The sequence below is a fragment of the Pseudomonas sp. B21-017 genome, from assembly GCF_024749245.1.
Lineage (GTDB): Bacteria > Pseudomonadota > Gammaproteobacteria > Pseudomonadales > Pseudomonadaceae > Aquipseudomonas.
Map to the genome: position 1 here is coordinate 4688564 of NZ_CP087194.1, position 20004 is coordinate 4708567.

The window sequence follows — 20004 nt, forward strand, 5'->3', positions numbered from 1 at the left end:
CACATAAAAAAACCCAAGATTTCATTGACTTGGCGCACCGGTCCGTCTAGCTCGGGCACTCTCACTGGCTAAGACTGCAGCGTACCGCATCCGTTCGCTTTGTTTACCTTCACCAAACCCCAGATGCAACAACGCCCCGCATAAGCGAGGCGTTGTTTTTTCGAGCAGACGCGGATTACTTGGCGTCGTCTTGTTTGGCTGGATCCTTGATGCCCAGCAGCTCCAGGTCGAATACCAGCACCGAGTTGGCTGGAATCGCCGGGCTAGGGCTTTGGGCGCCGTAAGCCAGGTCGCTAGGGATGTACAGTTTGTACTTCTCGCCAACGTGCATCAGTTGCAGGCCTTCGACCCAACCCGGAATCACACCGCTGACCGGCAGATCGATCGGGCTGCCGCGCTCGACGGAGCTGTCGAAAACGGTGCCGTTGGTCAGTTTACCGGTGTAGTGAACAGTCACTACGTCGGTCGGCTTAGGCTGTGCGCCATCGGCCTTCTTGACCACTTCGTATTGCAGGCCGGAAGCCGTGGTGACGACACCGGCTTTCTTGCCATTCTCTTCGAGGAATTTCTTGCCGGCGGCTGCCGACTCTTCGCTCATCTTGGCCAAACGCTCTTCGGCACGCTTCTGCAGCGCTGCGAAGGCTTCAACCAGTTCCTCATCCTTCAGTTTCTGTTCTTTCTTGCCGACGGCATCTTCGATGCCTTGGGCTACGGCTTTGGAGTCCAGATCATCCATGCCTTCCTGAGCCAGACTTTTGCCCATGTTCAGGCCAATGCCGTAGGAAGCTTTTTGCGCCGGGGTTTTCAGCTCTACGCTGGTCTGCGAATCACAACCCGCAAGTACCAGGCCAACCAGGGCCACCGCCGCCGCCAACCGATGCTGTTTCATGCTATTTCCTTGTTCATGCGCCTAAAGGGCAATCGAGTAAAGCCGCGAGCTTATCAGGCGGCCACGACCAATGGCTACCGGCATGAGAGCAGGAAACTTCCGATAAGTTCAGGTGTTTAAACGCATTTCGGGATTAGAACGATGAAGCTTCTGTCATCTGGCTCTCACAGCCCCCGATGCCGGTTCCCACAGCCCTTGGCGTAATGGCCTCTTGCCGCACTTCATCAGCTGAGGCATAAGAGAGGTACAAATTGACAAGGATGTTTATCGTGCGCCTCATAATCCGCTTGCTGATTCTGATCGCAGTACTACTGGGGCTGGGCCTCGCCGTGGTGCTGTACTACGTCGCCAACCCGAAATTACCGGCCTGGTCACCGGCGCAACAGGTGCATTACCTGGAGCAATGGAGCGCCGCAGACCGCCAGGCCTACTACTTCACGCCCCAAGGCACCCAGGTCAAAGGCTTGCGCTATGACTGGTTCAACGCCCTCGAACTGCCCTTCTCGCAAAAACGATTCGCCGCTCCCGAATACCTCGCACGCTTTGGTTTTCTGATCGATCCGAGCCAGAAAACCACGCCAGACAACCCTGGCAACCTGCCCGTCGGTTTCGCCCGTCATCAGAATCCGGGCAGCCAGGAAGAGTTTCTGGACATCACCTGTTCCGCCTGCCACACCGGCGAATTGCGTTTCAACGGCCAGGCCGTGCGCATCGACGGCGGCTCGGCCCAGCATGTGTTGCCATCCAGCGTCCCGACCCTGCGCGGCGGCAGTTTCGGCCAGGCACTGGTGGCCAGCCTCGCCTCGACTTACTACAACCCGTGGAAATTCGAACGTTTCGCGCGCAATGTCCTGGGCCAGGACTATGACGCCCGGCATCAACAGCTACGCCAGGACTTCAAAAGCTCACTCGATACCTTCTTGAAAGTGGCCTGGAACGATACCCATCGCGGGCTCTACCCCACCGAAGAAGGCCCCGGCCGTACCGACGCCTTCGGGCGCATTGCCAACGCCAGCTTCGGCGACGCCATTTCGCCGGCCAACTACCGTGTGGCCAACGCGCCGGTGGACTACCCGCAACTGTGGGACATGTGGACCTTCGACTGGGTGCAGTGGAACGGTTCGGCGCAGCAACCGATGGCCCGTAACATCGGCGAGGCCCTGGGTGTCGGCGCCACGCTGAATTTCTTCGACGCCAGCGGGCAGCCACTCAAGGGCGACGACCGCTACCCGTCCAGCGTCCGGGTGCGCGATCTGCACCGGATCGAACAAACCCTGCAACGACTCAAGCCGCCCGTCTGGCCGGAAGCCTTGCTGGGCTCCATCGACAAACCGTTGGCCGCAAAAGGCCGCGCACTATTCGCTGAAAACTGCGCTGGGTGCCACGTCCCCCGCGTCACCCAAAGCGACGGCAGACCGGTGCACCACCTGAAATTACTGCCTGTGGAGATGATAGGCACAGACCCCGGCGCCGCCAACAATATTGCCGACCATCGCTTCGATCTGACAGCCCTGCAGTGGGATCCGGCAGAGCTTGCGCAACTGGACGTGCAATTGCATCCAAAACCCACGGACCCCTTGGATTTGAGCCAGTTGTCAGTGGCCAAGGGGCTGGCCTACGTCACTGCTTTCGTGGGGAACCAGGCCTATCGCGCTGCCAATGTGACGCCGGCGGAGCGGCCAAACCTGGACGGTTTCGGCTTGCCTATCGGCGTCCAGGAATTGCGCAGCTATAAGGCCCGGCCGCTGGCGGGCGTATGGGCCACGCCGCCGTTTTTGCACAACGGTTCGGTGCCGAGCATTTATCAACTGCTCTCGCCCCAGGATGAACGCGCAACAACGTTCTATAAGGGCACCTTCGAATACGATCCCAAACACCTGGGCTATCGCACCGAAGCCTTCACCAACGGTTTTGTGTTCGACACGCGTATTACCGGCAATCACAACAGCGGCCACGAATTCCGCGACGGCGAGCGCGGTAATGGCGTGATCGGTCGCCTGCTGCAACCGCAGGAGCGCTGGGCACTGCTGGAATACCTGAAAGTGTTGGGCGGCCCGCTGGAGTCGCAATTGCCAGACCATCTCATCAGTCAAAAGGATTGACCCATGCTGATCACGCTCTGGCTACGTCTGGGTGCCTTCCTTGGTAAAACCCTGCTGTGGTTGTTGGGTTTGGGGGTCCTCGGTTGGGCGCTGACCATGGCATGGCTCGCCTGGCAACATCGCGGCCCGGTATCGGCTGAAGAACTGATTCCGGACGGCGAAGCGGCGATGACCCGGGACATCATCCAGACAGCGGTGCGGATCGTCGATCAACACCGCGAAAGTACTCGCTATCTGCGCGACGCTCACGCCAAGGCCCATGGTTGCGTGAAGGCCGAGGTTCAGGTGCTGCCGGATCTGGCGACGGCGTTGCGCCAAGGCGTGTTCAGCGAACCCGGCAAAACCTGGCAAGCGACGATGCGTCTGTCCAACGGCAATGCCTATCCGCAGTTCGACAGCATCCGCGATGCTCGGGGCATGGCGATCAAGTTGTTCGATGTGCCGGGTAAACAGTTGCTGAGTGATCGACAAGGGCGCAACGAGCAGGATTTCGTGATGTTCAACCATCCGAACTTCTTTGTCAGCGATGTCGCCGAGTATCGTCAGAATGTGGCCGCTCAGGCTGACGGCAAAACGATAATGGCGTTCTTCCCGGCTTGGGATCCGCGCACCTGGCAGGTTCGTCATCTGTTTATTGCGCTGGCGACACTCTCCCCTGCCCCGGCAAGCCCGACCCAGCCCACCTACTTTTCGGTTTCGCCGTACAAGTTTGGTGAGGCCAACGTCAAATTCCGGGTAATCCCGGATCCGGAGAGCTGCCCGACCTACACGCTGCCCACGCAAAATCAAAACCTGCCGAACTTCCTGCGCAGTGCGCTGAACCAGCAGCTGTCGACTGATCGGGTGCCAGCCTGTTTCGTTTTGCAGATCCAGCGTCAGGATCCGGGCCAATATATGCCGATCGAAGACACCAGCATCGAGTGGCGTGAACGAGACGCGCCCTTCGAAACCGTGGCCAGGATCAAGCTGCCCGCCCAGGATTTCGACACCCCGGCGCTGAACCTGCAATGCGACAACCTGTCGTTCAATCCATGGTTCGGCCTTGAAGCCCATCGGCCGATTGGTGGGATCAACCGGTTGCGCAAAGCGGTGTACGAGGCCGTCAGCGACTATCGACACAGCCGCAACGGCGAACAATAAGTAAGGCAGAAACGAAAAAAGCGACCCGAACAGGTCGCTTTCTTCAGTGAGTCCGGCAAAAAGCCAAATCCCAGACAGCAAAAAGCCCGCATTAAGCGGGCTTTCTGTGGTGATCTGGCGTTCAGTGTTCCAGATACCGAATATGGCGCAGCGGACGGGACTCGAACCCGCGACCCCCGGCGTGACAGGCCGGTATTCTAACCGACTGAACTACCGCTGCGCGAAACGCTTGAAACGAATGGTGGGTGATGACGGGATCGAACCGCCGACATTCTGCTTGTAAGGCAGACGCTCTCCCAGCTGAGCTAATCACCCTTCGCTTCGTTACGGGACGCATTATGCCACAAGTTTTCGTAAAGTGTTGATTTAATTGAAGTTTTTTTCAAAAAAATCCGAAAACCGGTGAAACGACACAACCCGATGGAACAAGGTACAAACTTGAGACAGAAAAAAACCCGCCTCAGCGGGTTTTTCCGTGGTGACCTGGCGTTCAGTGGTCCAAGTTACCGAATATGGCGCAGCGGACGGGACTCGAACCCGCGACCCCCGGCGTGACAGGCCGGTATTCTAACCGACTGAACTACCGCTGCGCTAAACACTTGAAACGAATGGTGGGTGATGACGGGATCGAACCGCCGACATTCTGCTTGTAAGGCAGACGCTCTCCCAGCTGAGCTAATCACCCTTCGCTTCGGTGTGGCGCGCATTCTACGGAGCGACCCAACCTCTGGCAAGCACTTTTTTAATTAATTTTCTCAGGCCTTCCAAAGGCTTAGAGAAGGGTTGGCCTATGACCCGGCGAAGACAATAATGCCCCCCTTTGTATAAAGGAGAGACTCACCTCATGTGGTTCAAAAACCTGCTTATCTATCGCCTGACCCAAGATCTGCCTTTTGATGCCGAGGCGTTGGAAACTGCACTGGCCACCAAACTGGCGCGTCCATGTGCAAGCCAGGAGTTGACCACCTACGGTTTCGTCGCGCCATTCGGCAAGGGCGAAGACGCACCGCTGGTACACGTCAGCGGAGACTTCCTGCTGATCGCCGCCCGTAAAGAAGAACGCATTCTGCCGGGCAGCGTCGTGCGCGACGCGGTGAAGGAAAAGGTCGAAGAGATCGAAGCCGAACAAATGCGCAAGGTCTATAAAAAGGAACGTGATCAGATCAAGGATGAAATCATCCAGGCCTTCCTGCCCCGCGCCTTTATCCGTCGCTCGTCGACCTTCGCCGCCATCGCGCCGAAACAGGGCCTGATCCTGGTGAACTCGGCCAGCCCGAAACGCGCCGAAGACCTGCTGTCCACCCTGCGTGAAGTGATCGGCTCGCTGCCGGTACGTCCGCTGACGGTGAAGATGTCCCCGACCGCGACCATGACCGAGTGGGTTACCACTCAGAAAGCCGCAGACGATTTCTTTGTGCTGGACGAGTGCGAACTGCGCGACACCCACGAAGACGGTGGCATCGTGCGTTGCAAGCGTCAGGACCTGACCAGCGAAGAAATCCAGCTGCACCTGAGCACCGGCAAAGTGGTCACTCAATTGTCGCTGGCCTGGCAGGACAAACTGTCGTTCGTGCTCGACGACAAAATGGTGGTCAAGCGCCTGAAGTTCGAAGACCTGCTGCAAGATCAGGCGGAGCAGGACGGTGGCGACGAAGCACTGGGTCAACTGGACGCCAGCTTCACCCTGATGATGCTGACCTTCGGCGACTTCCTGCCAGCACTGGTTGAAGCGTTGGGTGGTGAAGAGATGCCGCAAGGGATCTAAATCGACGCGCGGTCTAAATGTGCGAGCGGGCTTGCTCGCGAAGGCGTCATGACAAACAACATCATTGTTGAATGTCCGACCACCTTCGCGAGCAAGCCCGTTCCCACATTGGATCTGCGCAATTTTCGAATATGAATAACAAGGATCAGGCCATGCGCGCACTCGCTGCATTGAGTCGTTTTGTCGGCAACACCTTCGCTTACTGGGTACTGATTTTCGCCATCGTGGCGTTTCTGCAGCCGGCCTGGTTCATCGGTTTGAAAGGCGCCATTGTGCCGCTGCTGGGGCTGGTGATGTTCGGCATGGGCCTGACCCTCAAGCTCGAAGACTTCGCCGAAGTCGCTCGCCATCCGTGGCGCGTGGCCCTGGGCGTGGTCGCCCATTTCGTGATCATGCCCGGCATGGCGTGGTTGCTCTGCCAGGTATTCCACCTGCCGCCAGAGATCGCCGTCGGGGTGATTCTGGTCGGCTGTTGCCCGAGCGGCACCTCGTCGAACGTGATGACCTGGCTGGCTCGCGGCGACCTGGCGTTGTCGGTGGCCATCGCCGCCGTCACCACCCTCCTCGCGCCATTGCTGACACCGGCGCTGATCTGGCTGCTGGCCTCGGCCTGGTTGCCGGTGTCGTTCATGGAGCTGTTCTGGTCGATCCTGCAAGTCGTGCTGTTGCCGATCGTACTTGGCGTGGTTGCCCAACGCGTGCTCGGTGATCGGGTTCGTCACGCGGTAGAAGTATTGCCCCTGGTGTCGGTGGTGAGCATCGTGATCATCGTCACGGCCGTGGTGGCCGCCAGCCAGGCGAAGATTGCCGAATCCGGTCTGCTGATCATGGCCGTGGTGATGCTGCACAACAGTTTCGGCTACTTGCTGGGTTACTTCACCGGGCGCCTGTTCAACCTGCCGCTGGCCCAACGCAAATCCCTGGCACTGGAAGTCGGCATGCAGAACTCCGGCCTGGGTGCGGCACTGGCCAGTGCGCACTTCTCGCCACTGGCGGCGGTGCCGAGCGCGTTGTTCAGCGTCTGGCACAACATTTCGGGGGCGCTGCTCTCGACATATTTCCGTCGCATGAGCGAAAAAGAGGATCGGAAAATCGCTGCTCAGCAAGTGGCTGACTGATCCGAAAACTTGATCCTCGGGTTAATGATGGGCACTCTATCGCGCAACGCGGGGACGACCTCGCGACTCGATCGAGTGCTTAATCCGGGGACGACCCCATCCATCGATGGAGGTCTTCCATGTCCTGGATCATTCTGTTTTTTGCCGGTCTGTTCGAAGTCGGCTGGGCCGTTGGCCTGAAATACACCGACGGCTTCAGCCGCCCTCTTCCCACCGCATTGACCGTTGCCGCCATGGCCATCAGCCTTGGCCTGCTGGGCCTTGCCATGAAGGAATTGCCTCTGGGCACGGCCTATGCGATCTGGACCGGCGTGGGTGCGGTGGGCACGGTGATCGCCGGGATCATTCTGTTTGGTGAATCCATGGCACTGTTTCGGTTGGCCAGTGTGGCACTGATCATTACCGGGTTGGTTGGGCTCAAGGTCAGCGCTTAGGCCACTGACGTCATCGCGGGCAAGCCCGCGATGAGGCCCGCAAAGTCACCAACTATCTGACGGCCCCACGTAAATCCCCCACCATCGCCTGCAACTTCGCTGGCTCAGCCACTTCAACGGCCACCGCCGGCCCCGCCACCAACGTCACCCGCGACCACAACCGACGGAACAAGCCCTTGTTCGGATCGCGGCTGAAGAAACTCCCCCACAACCCTTGCAACGCCAGCGGAATCACCGGCACCGGCGTTTCTTCGAGAATCCGCGTCAGCCCGCCCTTGAACTCGTTGATCTCGCCATCAGCGGTCAACTTGCCTTCAGGGAAAATACACACCAGCTCGCCATCCTTCAGATACTGGGCAATGCGGGTGAAGGCTTTTTCGTAGATTTGAATGTCTTCCTGGCGCCCGGCAATCGGAATTGCCCCGGCCGTGCGGAAGATGAAGTTCAGCACCGGCAGGTTGTAGATTTTGTAATACATCACAAAGCGAATCGGCCGACGCACGGCGCCACCAATCAGCAACGCATCGACGAACGACACATGGTTGCAAACCAGCAGCGCAGGGCCCTCATCGGGAATCAGCTCGAGGTTGCGATGCTCGACGCGGTACATGGAATGGCCGAGCAGCCAGATCATGAAACGCATGCTGAATTCCGGGACGATTTTGAAGATGTAGGCGTTGACGCCGATGTTCAGCAGCGACACCACCAGGAACAGCTGCGGGATCGACAGCTTGGCGATGCTCAGCAAGACGATCGACACAATCGCCGACACCACCATGAACAGGGCGTTGAGAATGTTGTTGGCGGCAATCACTCGGGCCCGTTCGTTCTCGACGGTGCGGGACTGGATCAGCGCATACAGCGGCACGATGTAGAAACCGCCGAAGACTCCCAGCCCGAGGATGTCGATCAACACCAGCCAGGTGTGACCGAAGCCAAGGATTTCGATCCAGCCATGGCCGGTAACGCTGTCCGGAATTCCACCGGAATGCCACCACAGCAACAGGCCAAATACGGTCAGGCCGAATGAGCCGAACGGCACCAGACCGATCTCGACTTTGCGCCCGGAGAGTTTCTCGCAAAGCATCGAACCCAGTGCAATACCGACCGAGAACACGGTAAGAATCAGCGTCACCACGGTCTCGTCGCCGTGCATCCATTCCTTGGCATACGCCGGGATTTGCGTCAGATAAATCGCCCCGACAAACCAGAACCATGAGTTGCCGACGATCGAACGCGAGACCGCAGGGGTTTGCCCCAGGCCCAGCTTCAACGTGGCCCAGGACTGGCTGAAGATATTCCAGTTCAGGCGCATTTGCGGCGATGCCGCCGCAGCTCGGGGAATGTTGCGGCTGGCCAGATAACCGAGCACCGCAATGCCGATGATTGCCGTGGACACCACCGGCGCGTAGTTGCTGGCGGACATCATGATGCCGGCGCCAATCGTCCCGGCGAGAATTGCCAGGAAGGTGCCCATTTCCACCAACCCGTTGCCACCCACCAGCTCTTCTTCGCGCAAGGCCTGCGGCAGGATCGAGTACTTCACCGGCCCGAACAGCGCCGAGTGGGTGCCCATGGCAAACAGCGCCAACAGCATCAGCGACAGGTGATCGAACATGAAACCGACCGCGCCCACCGTCATGATGACGATTTCCCCGAGCTTGATCAGACGGATCAGCGCGTCCTTGGCGAACTTCTCCCCGAACTGCCCGGCCAGGGCCGAGAACAGGAAGAACGGCAGGATAAACAGCAGCGCACACAGGTTGACCCAGATCGAACGGTCACCCTCGATGGTCAGCTTGTAAAGAATGGCGAGGATCAGCGACTGCTTGAAGATGTTGTCGTTAAAGGCCCCAAGGGACTGCGTGACAAAAAAAGGCAGGAAGCGCCGAGTGCGAAGCAAGGTGAACTGCGAGGGGTGACTCATCTTCCATGTGTCCCTGATTTTTTTGGTAGAGGGTGGCGTGGATACTGTTATTGGAATGTCGAACGTCGATCCAGGCCACACACATTACCTAATCTTTGCCGGTTATTTCTTTAATCCTGCGATGCACGGTGAGACAAACAGTTCGCCCTTCCACGCGCCCTGCACCGTGCGTTTGGCGACAATCAGCCACATCACCGCCAGCATGGCCACCAACACGCAACCAAAGACACTGAAAAACGTCAGGTTCAAGGTGCTGGCCAGTTTCAGCGTAGTCAGGGAATAGACACCCAGCGGGAACGTGAAACCCCACCAGCCGAGATTGAACGGGATACCGGCGCGCAAGTAACGCACGGTGATCAGCAGCGCTATCAGCATCCACCAAAGCCCGAAGCCCCACAGCGTGATCCCGGCCACCAGCCCAAGCCCCTCAGCTATTTCACCGATCCCCGGCAGACCGTTGGCGGCAAAGATCGCCGGCGCGTCGGCGCCCAGCAGCAACATGCCCAGCGCACCCGTGCCAATCGGCCCAAGCGCTAGCCAGCTCGAAGCGGCCATGTTTTCGTGGGGTAATTTATGCAACGCCATGCGCAGCAACAGGATAGTCAGAATGCTGAACGCCACTGGCAGGGAAAAAGCCCAAAGCACGTAGCTGGTCACCAGCACCACTAACTGCGAATGAGCATCGGCGAGGTGCGGCGCCAGCAAGCCACCACTGGCAGCCGCCACTTCCGCCGCCACCACCGGCAACAGCCAGACAGCGGTCATCTGGTCGATGCTGTGCTCCTGACGGGTGAACATCATGTAGGGAATCAGTACGCCGCAGGCCAGCGACATCGCCACGTCCAGCCACCACAGCACTTCGGCGACATGAATCACACCGTCGCCCCAACGCGGCAGGCCGAACAGCAGAAAGCCATTGATGATGGTCGCCAGGCCCATGGGAATGGTGCCGAAAAACATCGAAACCGTGGAGTGGCCGAAAATCCGCCGCGCTTCGTCGAAGAACATGACCCAACGCGCGGTATACATGGCCGTGAACAACACAAACAGGCCAATATTTAATAGCCACAAGCCTTCGGCCAACGCATGTAGACCGGGAGTCGACACCGGCAGTTGCGCAAGCGCAAGCGCCAATACACCAGTGCCCATGGTCGCCGCGAACCAGTTCGGGGTGAATTGGCGGATGGCTTCTCTTGGGTGCTGCAGATGACTGAGCGGCTTGATACCGGGTTTAACGCTACGGGTGCAGGTCATGGCGAACTCCTGTCCTCTAATGAGGGAGGCGCTCATGATAGATCCGAATAGAATATCGATATAACGGGTAATATCTCTAACTGTTATCTGTTTTACAGATATAGCATCAGACGCTGCCTTCAGTCTCGATCACCAATATCCTCGCCACGCCCTGCGGATGAGCCACATGTTCGGTGCCCACCGAGGCATAAAAAATATCGCCGACCTCCAGCAGGGATTCCTTTTCGAGGCCTGCTTCGCGATAACGCATCTGCACCTGACCGTCGAGCACCACGAACACTTCCTGGCCATCGTTGACGTGCCATTTATACGGCTGATCGGTCCAGTGCAAACGGGTGGTGATACCGTTCATGTTGGCGATGTCCAGCGCCGCCCAGGCGCGGTCACCGGTGAAGGATTTGCTGCGGATGATCTTCATGGGTCGGTCCGTCGAAATGAATGGCGGTGCCAAGGCTAACGGTCATCTGACATCGACGCCACAGACTTTGACAGACCGCTCACGAAGCAACCCGATCAGCGCACCGAGCGACAGGATGATCAGTACCGCGCCGTAACCGTCGGTGGTCGCCACCAGCCCAAAGCTGCGGGTCAGATTACCGGCCAGCAACGACGGCAAGCAGAACGCCAGATAACTGAGCACATAAAACGCCGACATCAACCCGGCCCGCTCATGAGGCAAGGCCAGCGGCACGATGCTGCGCAAGGCGCCAAGGAAACCCGTACCGAATCCGCTGCCCGCCACCAGCGTGCCGAAGAAAAACAATGGCAGGCTGGCGCTGTGGACCGCCAGCAGAATCAGCGCAACGCCTGCGGGCAGCAAGCTCGCGCCCAGCAACAAGACCTTGTCGGCCGGCCGATTGCGCAAGGTGTAGATCATCGAGGCACCGGTCACCGTCAACACGGCCACCGTCGCACCGCCAATCAGATTCGACGTCGACCCGGTGGCTGTCCGCACCAGAGACGGCGCCAGGGAGGCGAAAAAGCCGCCGAGCGCCCACACCGCGAGGTCTATCGGCAGCACCCGCCACAACATTCGCCGCGCCTGAATCGGCACATGCAGGGTCGGGCGCAGCGAGGCCCAGGCACCCGGTTGTCGACTGACGCTTTCCGGCAGGCGCCAGACGTACAGCGCTTGCATCAAAAACAGCGCGAACAACACCCAATAGGTCAATTGCAGCGGCAGGGGCGCAAACTCGGCCAATAATCCGCAGCCCATGGCCCCCAGCGCCATGCCCAGCAACGGCGCGACACTGTTGACCATCGGCCCTTGCTGGCGATCGGTGTCCAGCAACGCCGCACTCAAGACGGCGGTGGCCATTCCCGTCGCAAAACCCTGAAGTACTCGCGCACCGATCAACCAGGCGACGCTGTCGGCGTTGATGAACAGCAACATCGCCAGCATATTCAGCAACACGGCGGTAAAAATCACCGGTTTGCGCCCCAGATAATCCGACAGCGAACCGACCGTGAGCAGCGCCGCCAGCAAGCTGAGGGCGTAGACACCGAAAATCAGGGTCAGGGTCGCGGCTGAGAACTGCAGGTGCTCCTGATAGAGGTGATACAACGGGGTCGGCGCGGTGGAAGCGGCGAGAAAACTGAGTAAGGTGATCGCCAGAAACCACAGGCTGGAACGATTTGTCGCTGGAAGAGACATGAGCACACTCCGCAAAAGCTAATTTTTTGCTTTTGCGGAGTCTGCTACTGGTCAGCGCTTAAAGCAAATTCTTTGTGTTAAGGTCCGCCGCATGGCTATTAAAGAAGGTTTACGCCCTGGTGGCAGAAGTGCCAGGGTTCAAGAGTCGATTCATTCGGCTGTCCGCGCGCTCCTCGAAGAGCAGGACCGCGCCTGCGTGACTGTGCCGCAGATTGCTGCCCGGGCCGGGGTGACGCCGTCGACTATTTACCGGCGCTGGGGTGATTTGTCAGCACTGCTGGCTGATGTCGCCCTCGCCCGCATGCGCCCCGACAGTGAGCCGGCCAATACCGGCAGCTTGCGCGGGGACGTGCGGGCCTGGGCGGAGCAATATCTGGACGAAATGAGTTCCGAACCCGGGCGCAACATGATGCGCGACGTGCAATCCAGCGCCACGCCGGGCTATTGCGTGACGATCATTGGCGGGCAGTTGCAGACGATTCTGGATCGCTATCCCGATCAATCACGGCCAAGTGTCGACCGGTTGATCAATATGGTGGTGGCACCGACGGTGTTTCGCATCCTGTTTGCGGCGCAGGCGCTGGAGGTTGAAGAGTTGCATCGGCTGATCGATATTGCGTTGAGTCAGTAACGCCGCCTTCGCAGGCAAGCCTCGCTCCCGCAATGACGACCAGGATCTGACGGATACACAACCTGCGACACCCCGCCACGCCACGACCTTGGTCGACACTGACTAACTCAGGCGGTCATGCGAGACTGTCTGGATCGGGCGCAGTCCCGGATGTCTTTTGTCTGGAGTTCCCATGTCGCTGTCCACCGGGCTGATCGCCACTGTCGCCCTAGCCTATATGGCCATCCTGTTCGCCATCGCCTTTTACGGCGACCGTCGCAGCACGCCGCTGCCGCCACGGGTGCGTGCCTGGGTGTACAGCCTGTCGCTGGCAGTTTATTGCACCAGCTGGACGTTCTTTGGCGCCGTGGGCCAGGCAGCCGAACAACTCTGGTCCTTCCTGCCGATCTACCTCGGGCCGATCCTGCTGCTGGTGTGCGCGCCGTGGGTCCTGCAAAAAATGGTGATGATCAGCAAGCAGGAGAACATCACCTCCATCGCCGACTTCATCGCCGCCCGTTACGGTAAATCCCAGTCCCTGGCGGTAGTCGTCGCGCTGATCTGCCTGGTCGGCGTGCTGCCCTACATTGCCCTGCAACTCAAGGGCATCGTGCTGGGTGTAAACCTGTTGATCGGCGCCGGCGCCGACGCCATGGGCACGCGCGCGCAGGACACGGCGCTGATCGTCTCCCTGGTACTGGCGCTGTTCACCATCGTTTTCGGTACCCGCAACCTCGACGCCACGGAACACCACCGCGGCATGGTGCTGGCGATTGCCTTTGAATCGCTGGTCAAGCTGTTCGCTTTTCTCGCGGTCGGCGCGTTCGTGACCTACGGCCTGTACGACGGTTTCGACGACCTGTTCGACCAGGCCATGCTCGCCCCGCGCCTGGAAGAGTACTGGAAGGAAACCATCAACTGGCCGTCCATGGTGGTGCAGACCGGTGTGGCGATGATGGCGATCATCTGCCTGCCCCGGCAGTTCCACGTGACCGTGGTGGAAAACATCGACCCCCAGGATTTACGCCTGGCCAAGTGGGTGTTCCCGACGTATCTGGCGCTGGCCGCGCTTTTTGTGGTGCCGATTGCACTGGCCGGTCAGATGTTGCTACCCAGTTCGGTGCTGCCGGACTCATTCGTTATCAGCCTGCCTCTGGCCCAATCTCACCCTGCCCTGGCAATGCTGGCGTTTATCGGCGGCGCTTCGGCGGCGACCGGCATGGTGATTGTCGCCAGCGTGGCGCTGTCGACCATGCTCTCCAACGACATGCTGCTGCCATGGTTGCTGCGGCGCAACAACGCCGAACGGCCATTCGAAGTGTTCCGCCAGTGGATGCTTTCGGTGCGCCGGGTGAGCATTGTGGTCATTCTGCTGCTGGCCTACGTCAGCTATCGCCTGCTGGGCTCGACCGCGAGCCTGGCGACCATCGGCCAGATTGCCTTCGCCGCCGTGACCCAACTGGCCCCGGCCATGCTCGGCGCGCTGTACTGGAAACAGGCTAACCGCCGTGGCGTGTTCGCCGGTCTGGCCACCGGGACATTCCTCTGGTTCTACACCCTGGTGTTGCCGGTTGCCGCCAACAGCCTCGGCTTGCCCTTGAGCAGTTTTCCGGGCCTGGCCTGGCTGCAAAGCAATCCGCTGAACCTGCCGATCACGCCGCTGACTCAGGGCGTGGTGTTGTCCCTGGCGGGTAACTTCACCTTGTTCGCCTGGGTCTCGGTGCTGTCACGCACACGGGTTTCGGAGCACTGGCAGGCCGGTCGTTTCATCGGCCAGGAAATCAGCCCCCGCCCCAGCGCCCGCTCGATGCTGGCGGTACAGATCGACGATTTGCTGCAACTGGCTGCCCGGTTTGTCGGCGAAGAACGGGCCCGTCAGAGCTTCATCCGTTTCGCCTACCGCCAGGGCAAAGGCTTCAACCCGAACCAGAACGCCGACGGTGAATGGATCGCCCATACCGAACGCTTGCTGGCGGGTGTACTCGGCGCCTCTTCGACTCGGGCGGTGGTAAAAGCCGCCATCGAAGGTCGGGAAATGCAACTGGAGGACGTCGTACGGATCGCCGACGAAACCTCGGAAGTGCTGCAATTCAACCGCGCCCTGCTGCAAGGCGCCATCGAGAACATCACCCAGGGCATCAGCGTGATCGACCAGTCGCTGAAACTGGTGGCCTGGAACCGGCGCTACCTGGAGCTGTTCAACTACCCCGACGGTTTGATCAGCGTCGGCCGACCGATTGCCGACATCATTCGCTACAACGCCGAACGCGGCCTGTGTGGCCCCGGCGAAGCGGAAGTGCATGTCGCCCGTCGCTTGCACTGGATGCGTCAGGGCCGCGCCCATACCTCCGAGCGACTGTTCCCCAACGGTCGAGTGATCGAACTGATCGGCAACCCGATGCCCGGCGGCGGTTTCGTCATGAGTTTCACCGACATTACCGCGTTCCGCGAAGCCGAGCAGGCGCTGACCGAAGCCAATGAAGGCCTTGAGCGGCGGGTCGCCGAACGGACCCACGAACTGTCGCAACTCAACCTTGCCCTGACCGAAGCCAAGGGCACCGCCGAATCGGCCAACCAGTCGAAAACGCGTTTCCTGGCCGCCGTCAGCCATGACTTGATGCAACCGCTGAACGCCGCGCGGCTGTTCTCCGCCGCCCTCTCCCATCAGGAAGAGGGTTTGTCCAGCGAAGCGCAGAAGCTGGTTCATCACCTGGACAGCTCACTGCGTTCGGCTGAAGACCTGATCAGTGATCTGCTGGATATTTCCCGTCTGGAAAGCGGCAAGATCAACCCTGATCGCAGGCCCTTCGTGCTCAATGAGTTGTTTGACACGCTGGGAGCCGAGTTCAAGGCACTTGCTCAGGAACAGGGGCTGAAATTCCGCGTCCGGGGCAGCACGCTACGGGTCGACAGCGACATAAAACTGCTGCGACGGATCTTGCAGAACTTCCTGACCAATGCCTTCCGCTACGCCAGAGGCCCCGTGCTGCTCGGCGTTCGGCGGCGCAACGGCGAGCTGTGCCTGGAGGTCTGGGACCGTGGACCGGGTATTCCGAAAGACAAACAACAGGTGATTTTCGAAGAGTTCAAACGCCTCGACAGCCACCAGACCCGGGCCGAGAAAGGCCTGGGCCTGGGGCTGGCGATTGCCGATGGACTGTGCCGCGTGCTCGGTCACACTTTGCGCGTACGCTCCTGGCCGGGGCGCGGCAGTGTATTCAGTGTCAGCGTGCCGTTGGCTCGGGCACAAGCCGCGGTGCCGGCCAAGGTTGCCGAACTCAATGGCCATTTGCTCGGCGGCGCACAGGTGCTGTGCATTGATAACGAGGACAGCATCCTGATCGGCATGAACAGCCTGCTCACGCGCTGGGGTTGCCAAGTCTGGACCGCGCGCAACCGTGATGAATGCGCGACGCTGCTCAACGACGGGATGCGCCCGCAGTTGGCGCTGGTGGATTACCACCTGGACGATGGCGAGACCGGAACCGACTTGATGGCGTGGTTGCGCACGCAATTGGGCGAGCCGGTGCCGGGGGTGGTGATCAGCGCCGATGGACGGCCGGAGACCGTGGCCCAGGTGCATGCAGCGGGCCTGGATTACCTGGCCAAACCGGTGAAGCCGGCGGCGTTGCGGGCATTGTTGAGTCGGCATTTGCCGTTGTAATAAATGCGTCTGGCTAGCCCAGAACCTGTGGCGAGGGAGCTTGCTCCCGCTAGACTGCGCAGCAGTCGCAAAACACGCAACGCGGATTGCTTTACGGGAAACGGGGGCTGCTGCGCAGCCCAACGGGAGCAAGCTCCCTCGCCACAGCAAGCCCCCTCGCCACAGATGCCATCGTAAAAGATGGCTTATTCGGGCAACTCGGCCAAGCCATCGACATCCGTCATGGCCCGCTCCAGCAGGTCCGCCGGCAAGCTCTTGCTGGCCCGCGCGCCAAGCAATTTGAGCTGTTCGCTGCGACTGACCAGGTTGCCACGGCCTTCTGTCAGCTTATTGCGGGCAGAGCTGTAGGCCTTGTCCAGCTGCTGCAAGCGATTGCCGACCTCATCCAGATCCTGAATGAACAACACGAACTTGTCGTACAGCCACCCGGCGCGCTCGGCGATTTCCCGAGCGTTCTGGCTCTGGCGTTCCTGCTTCCACAGACTGTCGATGACCCGCAAAGTGGCCAGCAACGTGGTCGGGCTGACGATCACGATGTTGCGGTCGAAGGCCTCCTGAAACAACGTCGGCTCTGCCTGTAACGCCGCGGAAAACGCCGCTTCGATCGGGACGAAAAGCAGGACGAAATCCAGGCTGTGCAACCCGTCGAGCCGCTTGTAGTCCTTGCCGGCCAGGCCTTTGACATGATTGCGCAGGGACAGCACGTGCTGCTTGATGGCGATCTGGCCGATGCCGTCGTCTTCGGCGGCCACATATTGCTGATAAGCCGTGAGGCTGACCTTGGAATCGACCACGACCTGCTTGTCGCCAGGCAGGTAAATAATCACGTCCGGCTGGAATCGCTCACCGTCCGGCCCCTTCAGATTGACCTGGGTCTGGTACTCGCGCCCCTTCTCCAGCCCCGCGTGTTCAAGCACCCGTTCAAGAATCAGTTCACCCCAATTGCCTTGGGTTTTCTGCCCTTTCAAGGCGCGGGTGAGGTTGGTGGCTTCGTCGCTCAGGCGCAGGTTCAGTTGTTGCAGACGCTCCAGTTCCTTGGCCAGGGAAAAGCGCTCGCGGGCTTCGGCCTGATAACTTTCCTCGACGCGCTTTTCGAACGACTGGATGCGCTCCTTCAATGGATCGAGCAATTGCCCCAGACGCTGCTGACTGGTTTCGGCAAAACGCTGTTCGCGCTCGTCGAAGATCTTGCCCGCCAGCTCGGCGAATTGCGCTCGCAGCTCGTCTCGCGAGCCTTGCAGGTCGTTGAGGCGCTGCTGATGGCTTTCCTGCTGCTCACGCAACTCGGCGTTGAGGGAAGCAGCATGAGCGTCCAGGCGACGCAACTCAGCTTCTTTGCCGGCACGTTCGATGTTCCAGGCGTGGGCTGCGTCGCGGGCATCGTCGCGTTCGATCTGCAGCAATTCGACTTCACGGCGCAGGGCGGCCAGATCGGCTTGTTTGGCGGCGTTGGCCTGGCTCAGGTCAGCGACTTCATCACGGCAGGTGTCGAGCTGGGCGTTCAAGCCATCCTGCGTCAGCTGGGCCATGGCCAGGCGCTCTTCCAGCAATGCCAGTTCGGCCTGCCCCGTACTCGCCCGACGCTGAAGTTGCCAGGCCAGTACCAGCAACGGCAGTGCAGCGCCCGCCAGCCCCAGCAATGCGCTGGTCAAGTCCATCGCCATAGCCACTCCTGCCGATTAGATAAAGCGTGAAGGTTAACCAAGGCGTCAGGTCTTGGACAGCTCAGTCTTCGATCAGGCCGAGTTCCTGCTGGGCACGTCGGTCCCCTGCGCGCGCAGCCTGGCGCAACAGGTCCTGGCCAATACGGCGATCCCGGGCATTCCCGCATTCGCGGCACATCAATTGGCCGAGGCGGCTTTGCGCGGCCACTACGCCTTCACGGGCAGGTTGCTTGAGTAAACGTCCGGCGAAGTGTTTGACGTTGGGGTTTTCGCCCAGGCGCGGGCTGTCCAGTAGCCACTCGGCCACACGCATCGAAAAGCGCTTGGGTGGGTTAATGCTGGAGGGTGCTGAGGCAGGAGAGACTGGTACTGAGCGAAACTTCATAAAGCACTGTGGGGCAGATCGGAAGGCGCGCCACTCTACTCTTTTTTTCGCACAGGTAAAGTCGAGAAAAGCCTGCACGCCCGTCCTAGAGCAAGCGCTCGGGACAATCCACAGAAGCTGTGGATAACTCAGTGGACAACCGCCCTTGAAGTCGCGCAAAGCCGTGTGGAATGGGGCTCGCAGTCAAACTGACGATTTTTTCACCAGTAAAAAAAAGCGATGTTTTTCATTGACTTAAATTTTCGTTACAGGCACCCACCCTCGGTGAAGCGAGGATTACAGTGGGATGACAGTGCGTGCAACTAATGTGCACAAGTACCTGCGAGGCGGTTATATCGGTGCGCTTTTTCGGCGCGTTTTTACGGTGACGCCTGGGGATAAACCCGGCAACCCGCGCCGCAGATTGATCCTGGCTCGATCGCCCTCTCGGATCAACGGCCGTTTTTTGGGCAATTGCGGGGCACGTGTCGGCCGATGACATTTTCCGACAGCACTTGCGGATGTGGTCGGCCGGCACTTCAGTGTTTTTTTGCGAGCAGGCTTCCCTTCGGCCATTCAATCCGTTAGTATCCGCGGCGTTAGTACCAAGCTGAAAGTCAATTCTGGTCGAACAAATCCCCCCGGTCAGCCTTCCCTGAGAGAAGCCTTCACCGACAAAGCGGGATCGACCACCTCGATGGTTTCCAGGTAAATCTTGCGTCAACACAGCCTTTGAATCGAAAGCAAAGGGTGTTGCGAAGTTCACTTACTCTGACCGAACCAACCTGCAAATTGATCAGGATCTTCACCCCGGGCCCAGAACCTTTGCCCCTGATGTGTTGCCTGCCCTCCTAAGTACCTACCTGCCAGCCCAAGCGCGCCAACTTATCAGCGCTTCAAACTGGCTGCTTTGTTCCAGTCGGGTTCTTCGTTCGACCAATGGTGGTCGTCGTCACTGGAACGTTTTAATTTTGCACGGTTCTTATCCGTGTCGCTTGTAGGAACACCCGATTATGTCTACTCAAATCCACACTCAGGATGCCATTCGCACCCTAACCAACGCTTTTGCTCCAATGAACTGCCTGATCATGGCCGCTCGCAAAGGCTGCTTCAGCTTCACTCTGGTCAACGAACACGGCATCGCTCGTCACAGCGAACGCCTGTACCCCGATCAATACTCCAGCGCCGAACCGCTGCAGGCTGTGATCGAGCGTACTCGCCAGGCACTGGTTGCCTGAGACGCCAGAAAGGCTGAAAACCTCAAAAGCCCTGCTGAAAAGCGTAATGCTGCTCACTTAAGCGGAGCAGCCTTACGGTCCACTGGAAACCGGGGCTTTGATATTTTCACCGTCCCTGGCCTTGAAGGCCTTGGACGGTGATTCAGAAACACCCCTCCGATACCGGTTCTTAACCCTGCCA

Annotated in this window: 15 protein-coding genes and 4 tRNA genes; 8 read left to right on the plus strand and 11 right to left on the minus strand. The window is 59.5% G+C overall.

Going from position 1 to position 20004, the window contains the following annotated elements:
• Nucleotides 1-175: 175 nt before the first annotated feature.
• Nucleotides 176-889: an FKBP-type peptidyl-prolyl cis-trans isomerase gene (locus LOY28_RS21065; protein ID WP_018925162.1), complete on the minus strand. Its 714-nt coding sequence runs from the start codon at nt 887-889 to the stop codon at nt 176-178.
• Nucleotides 890-1158: 269 nt separating this feature from the next.
• On the opposite strand from LOY28_RS21065, the gene LOY28_RS21070 reads away from it, so the two are divergent.
• On the plus strand, nt 1159-2991 hold the full coding sequence (locus tag LOY28_RS21070; protein WP_258612490.1) for a cytochrome c: 1833 nt from the start codon (nt 1159-1161) through the stop codon (nt 2989-2991).
• Nucleotides 2992-2994: 3 nt separating this feature from the next.
• Complete coding sequence (locus LOY28_RS21075; protein WP_258612491.1) at nt 2995-4131, plus strand: catalase family protein; 1137 nt, start codon at nt 2995-2997, stop codon at nt 4129-4131.
• Between the two features lie 143 nt (nt 4132-4274).
• Here LOY28_RS21075 and LOY28_RS21080 read toward each other — a convergent pair.
• The 4 genes from LOY28_RS21080 to LOY28_RS21095 all read right to left on the minus strand — a co-directional run bounded on the left by LOY28_RS21080 (nt 4275) and on the right by LOY28_RS21095 (nt 4816).
• A tRNA-Asp gene (locus LOY28_RS21080) sits at nt 4275-4351 on the minus strand.
• 19 nt (nt 4352-4370) lie between these two features.
• Nucleotides 4371-4446 (minus strand) — tRNA-Val (locus LOY28_RS21085).
• 198 nt (nt 4447-4644) lie between these two features.
• A tRNA-Asp gene (locus LOY28_RS21090) sits at nt 4645-4721 on the minus strand.
• A gap of 19 nt (nt 4722-4740) precedes the next feature.
• Nucleotides 4741-4816 (minus strand) — tRNA-Val (locus LOY28_RS21095).
• A gap of 159 nt (nt 4817-4975) precedes the next feature.
• Here LOY28_RS21095 and rdgC point away from each other — a divergent pair.
• The 3 genes from rdgC to sugE all read left to right on the plus strand — a co-directional run bounded on the left by rdgC (nt 4976) and on the right by sugE (nt 7448).
• Nucleotides 4976-5896, plus strand: coding sequence for a recombination-associated protein RdgC (gene rdgC / locus LOY28_RS21100; RefSeq protein ID WP_019579659.1), 921 nt, complete (start codon nt 4976-4978; stop codon nt 5894-5896).
• A gap of 152 nt (nt 5897-6048) precedes the next feature.
• Nucleotides 6049-7014 (plus strand): bile acid:sodium symporter family protein, encoded by a 966-nt coding sequence (locus LOY28_RS21105; RefSeq protein ID WP_018925159.1) that lies wholly within the window; start codon nt 6049-6051, stop codon nt 7012-7014.
• A gap of 119 nt (nt 7015-7133) precedes the next feature.
• A complete protein-coding gene (gene sugE, locus LOY28_RS21110) occupies nt 7134-7448 on the plus strand; it encodes a quaternary ammonium compound efflux SMR transporter SugE (protein WP_018925158.1) in 315 nt (104 codons plus the stop codon).
• Nucleotides 7449-7500: 52 nt separating this feature from the next.
• Here the strand turns inward: sugE and LOY28_RS21115 are convergent, their stop codons facing one another.
• The 4 genes from LOY28_RS21115 to LOY28_RS21130 all read right to left on the minus strand — a co-directional run bounded on the left by LOY28_RS21115 (nt 7501) and on the right by LOY28_RS21130 (nt 12283).
• Nucleotides 7501-9375 carry an MFS transporter gene (locus LOY28_RS21115; RefSeq protein ID WP_018925157.1) on the minus strand — a complete coding sequence of 625 codons (1875 nt, stop codon included), beginning with the start codon at nt 9373-9375 and terminating at the stop codon, nt 7501-7503.
• A 102-nt stretch (nt 9376-9477) separates the two neighbouring features.
• Nucleotides 9478-10629: a TDT family transporter gene (locus LOY28_RS21120; protein ID WP_258612492.1), complete on the minus strand. Its 1152-nt coding sequence runs from the start codon at nt 10627-10629 to the stop codon at nt 9478-9480.
• A gap of 106 nt (nt 10630-10735) precedes the next feature.
• The gene (locus LOY28_RS21125) at nt 10736-11047 is read right to left on the minus strand and encodes a cupin (RefSeq protein ID WP_258612493.1); all 312 of its coding nucleotides are present in this window, start codon (nt 11045-11047) and stop codon (nt 10736-10738) included.
• 42 nt (nt 11048-11089) lie between these two features.
• A complete protein-coding gene (locus tag LOY28_RS21130) occupies nt 11090-12283 on the minus strand; it encodes an MFS transporter (protein WP_018925155.1) in 1194 nt (397 codons plus the stop codon).
• A 91-nt stretch (nt 12284-12374) separates the two neighbouring features.
• Here LOY28_RS21130 and LOY28_RS21135 point away from each other — a divergent pair, with 91 nt between their 5' ends.
• Nucleotides 12375-12914: a TetR/AcrR family transcriptional regulator gene (locus tag LOY28_RS21135; protein ID WP_086945823.1), complete on the plus strand. Its 540-nt coding sequence runs from the start codon at nt 12375-12377 to the stop codon at nt 12912-12914.
• A gap of 172 nt (nt 12915-13086) precedes the next feature.
• Entirely contained in the window at nt 13087-16557 is a 3471-nt protein-coding gene (locus LOY28_RS21140) for a PAS domain-containing hybrid sensor histidine kinase/response regulator (protein WP_258612494.1), read from the plus strand.
• Nucleotides 16558-16742: 185 nt separating this feature from the next.
• On the opposite strand, the gene rmuC is transcribed toward LOY28_RS21140, so the two are convergent.
• Nucleotides 16743-18107: a DNA recombination protein RmuC gene (gene rmuC / locus LOY28_RS21145; RefSeq protein ID WP_167331171.1), complete on the minus strand. Its 1365-nt coding sequence runs from the start codon at nt 18105-18107 to the stop codon at nt 16743-16745.
• 175 nt (nt 18108-18282) lie between these two features.
• Complete coding sequence (locus LOY28_RS21150; RefSeq protein ID WP_082920890.1) at nt 18283-18606, minus strand: sel1 repeat family protein; 324 nt, start codon at nt 18604-18606, stop codon at nt 18283-18285.
• A 992-nt stretch (nt 18607-19598) separates the two neighbouring features.
• On the opposite strand from LOY28_RS21150, the gene LOY28_RS21155 reads away from it, so the two are divergent.
• Entirely contained in the window at nt 19599-19823 is a 225-nt protein-coding gene (locus tag LOY28_RS21155) for a hypothetical protein (RefSeq protein ID WP_007898912.1), read from the plus strand.
• Nucleotides 19824-20004 lie beyond the last annotated feature (181 nt).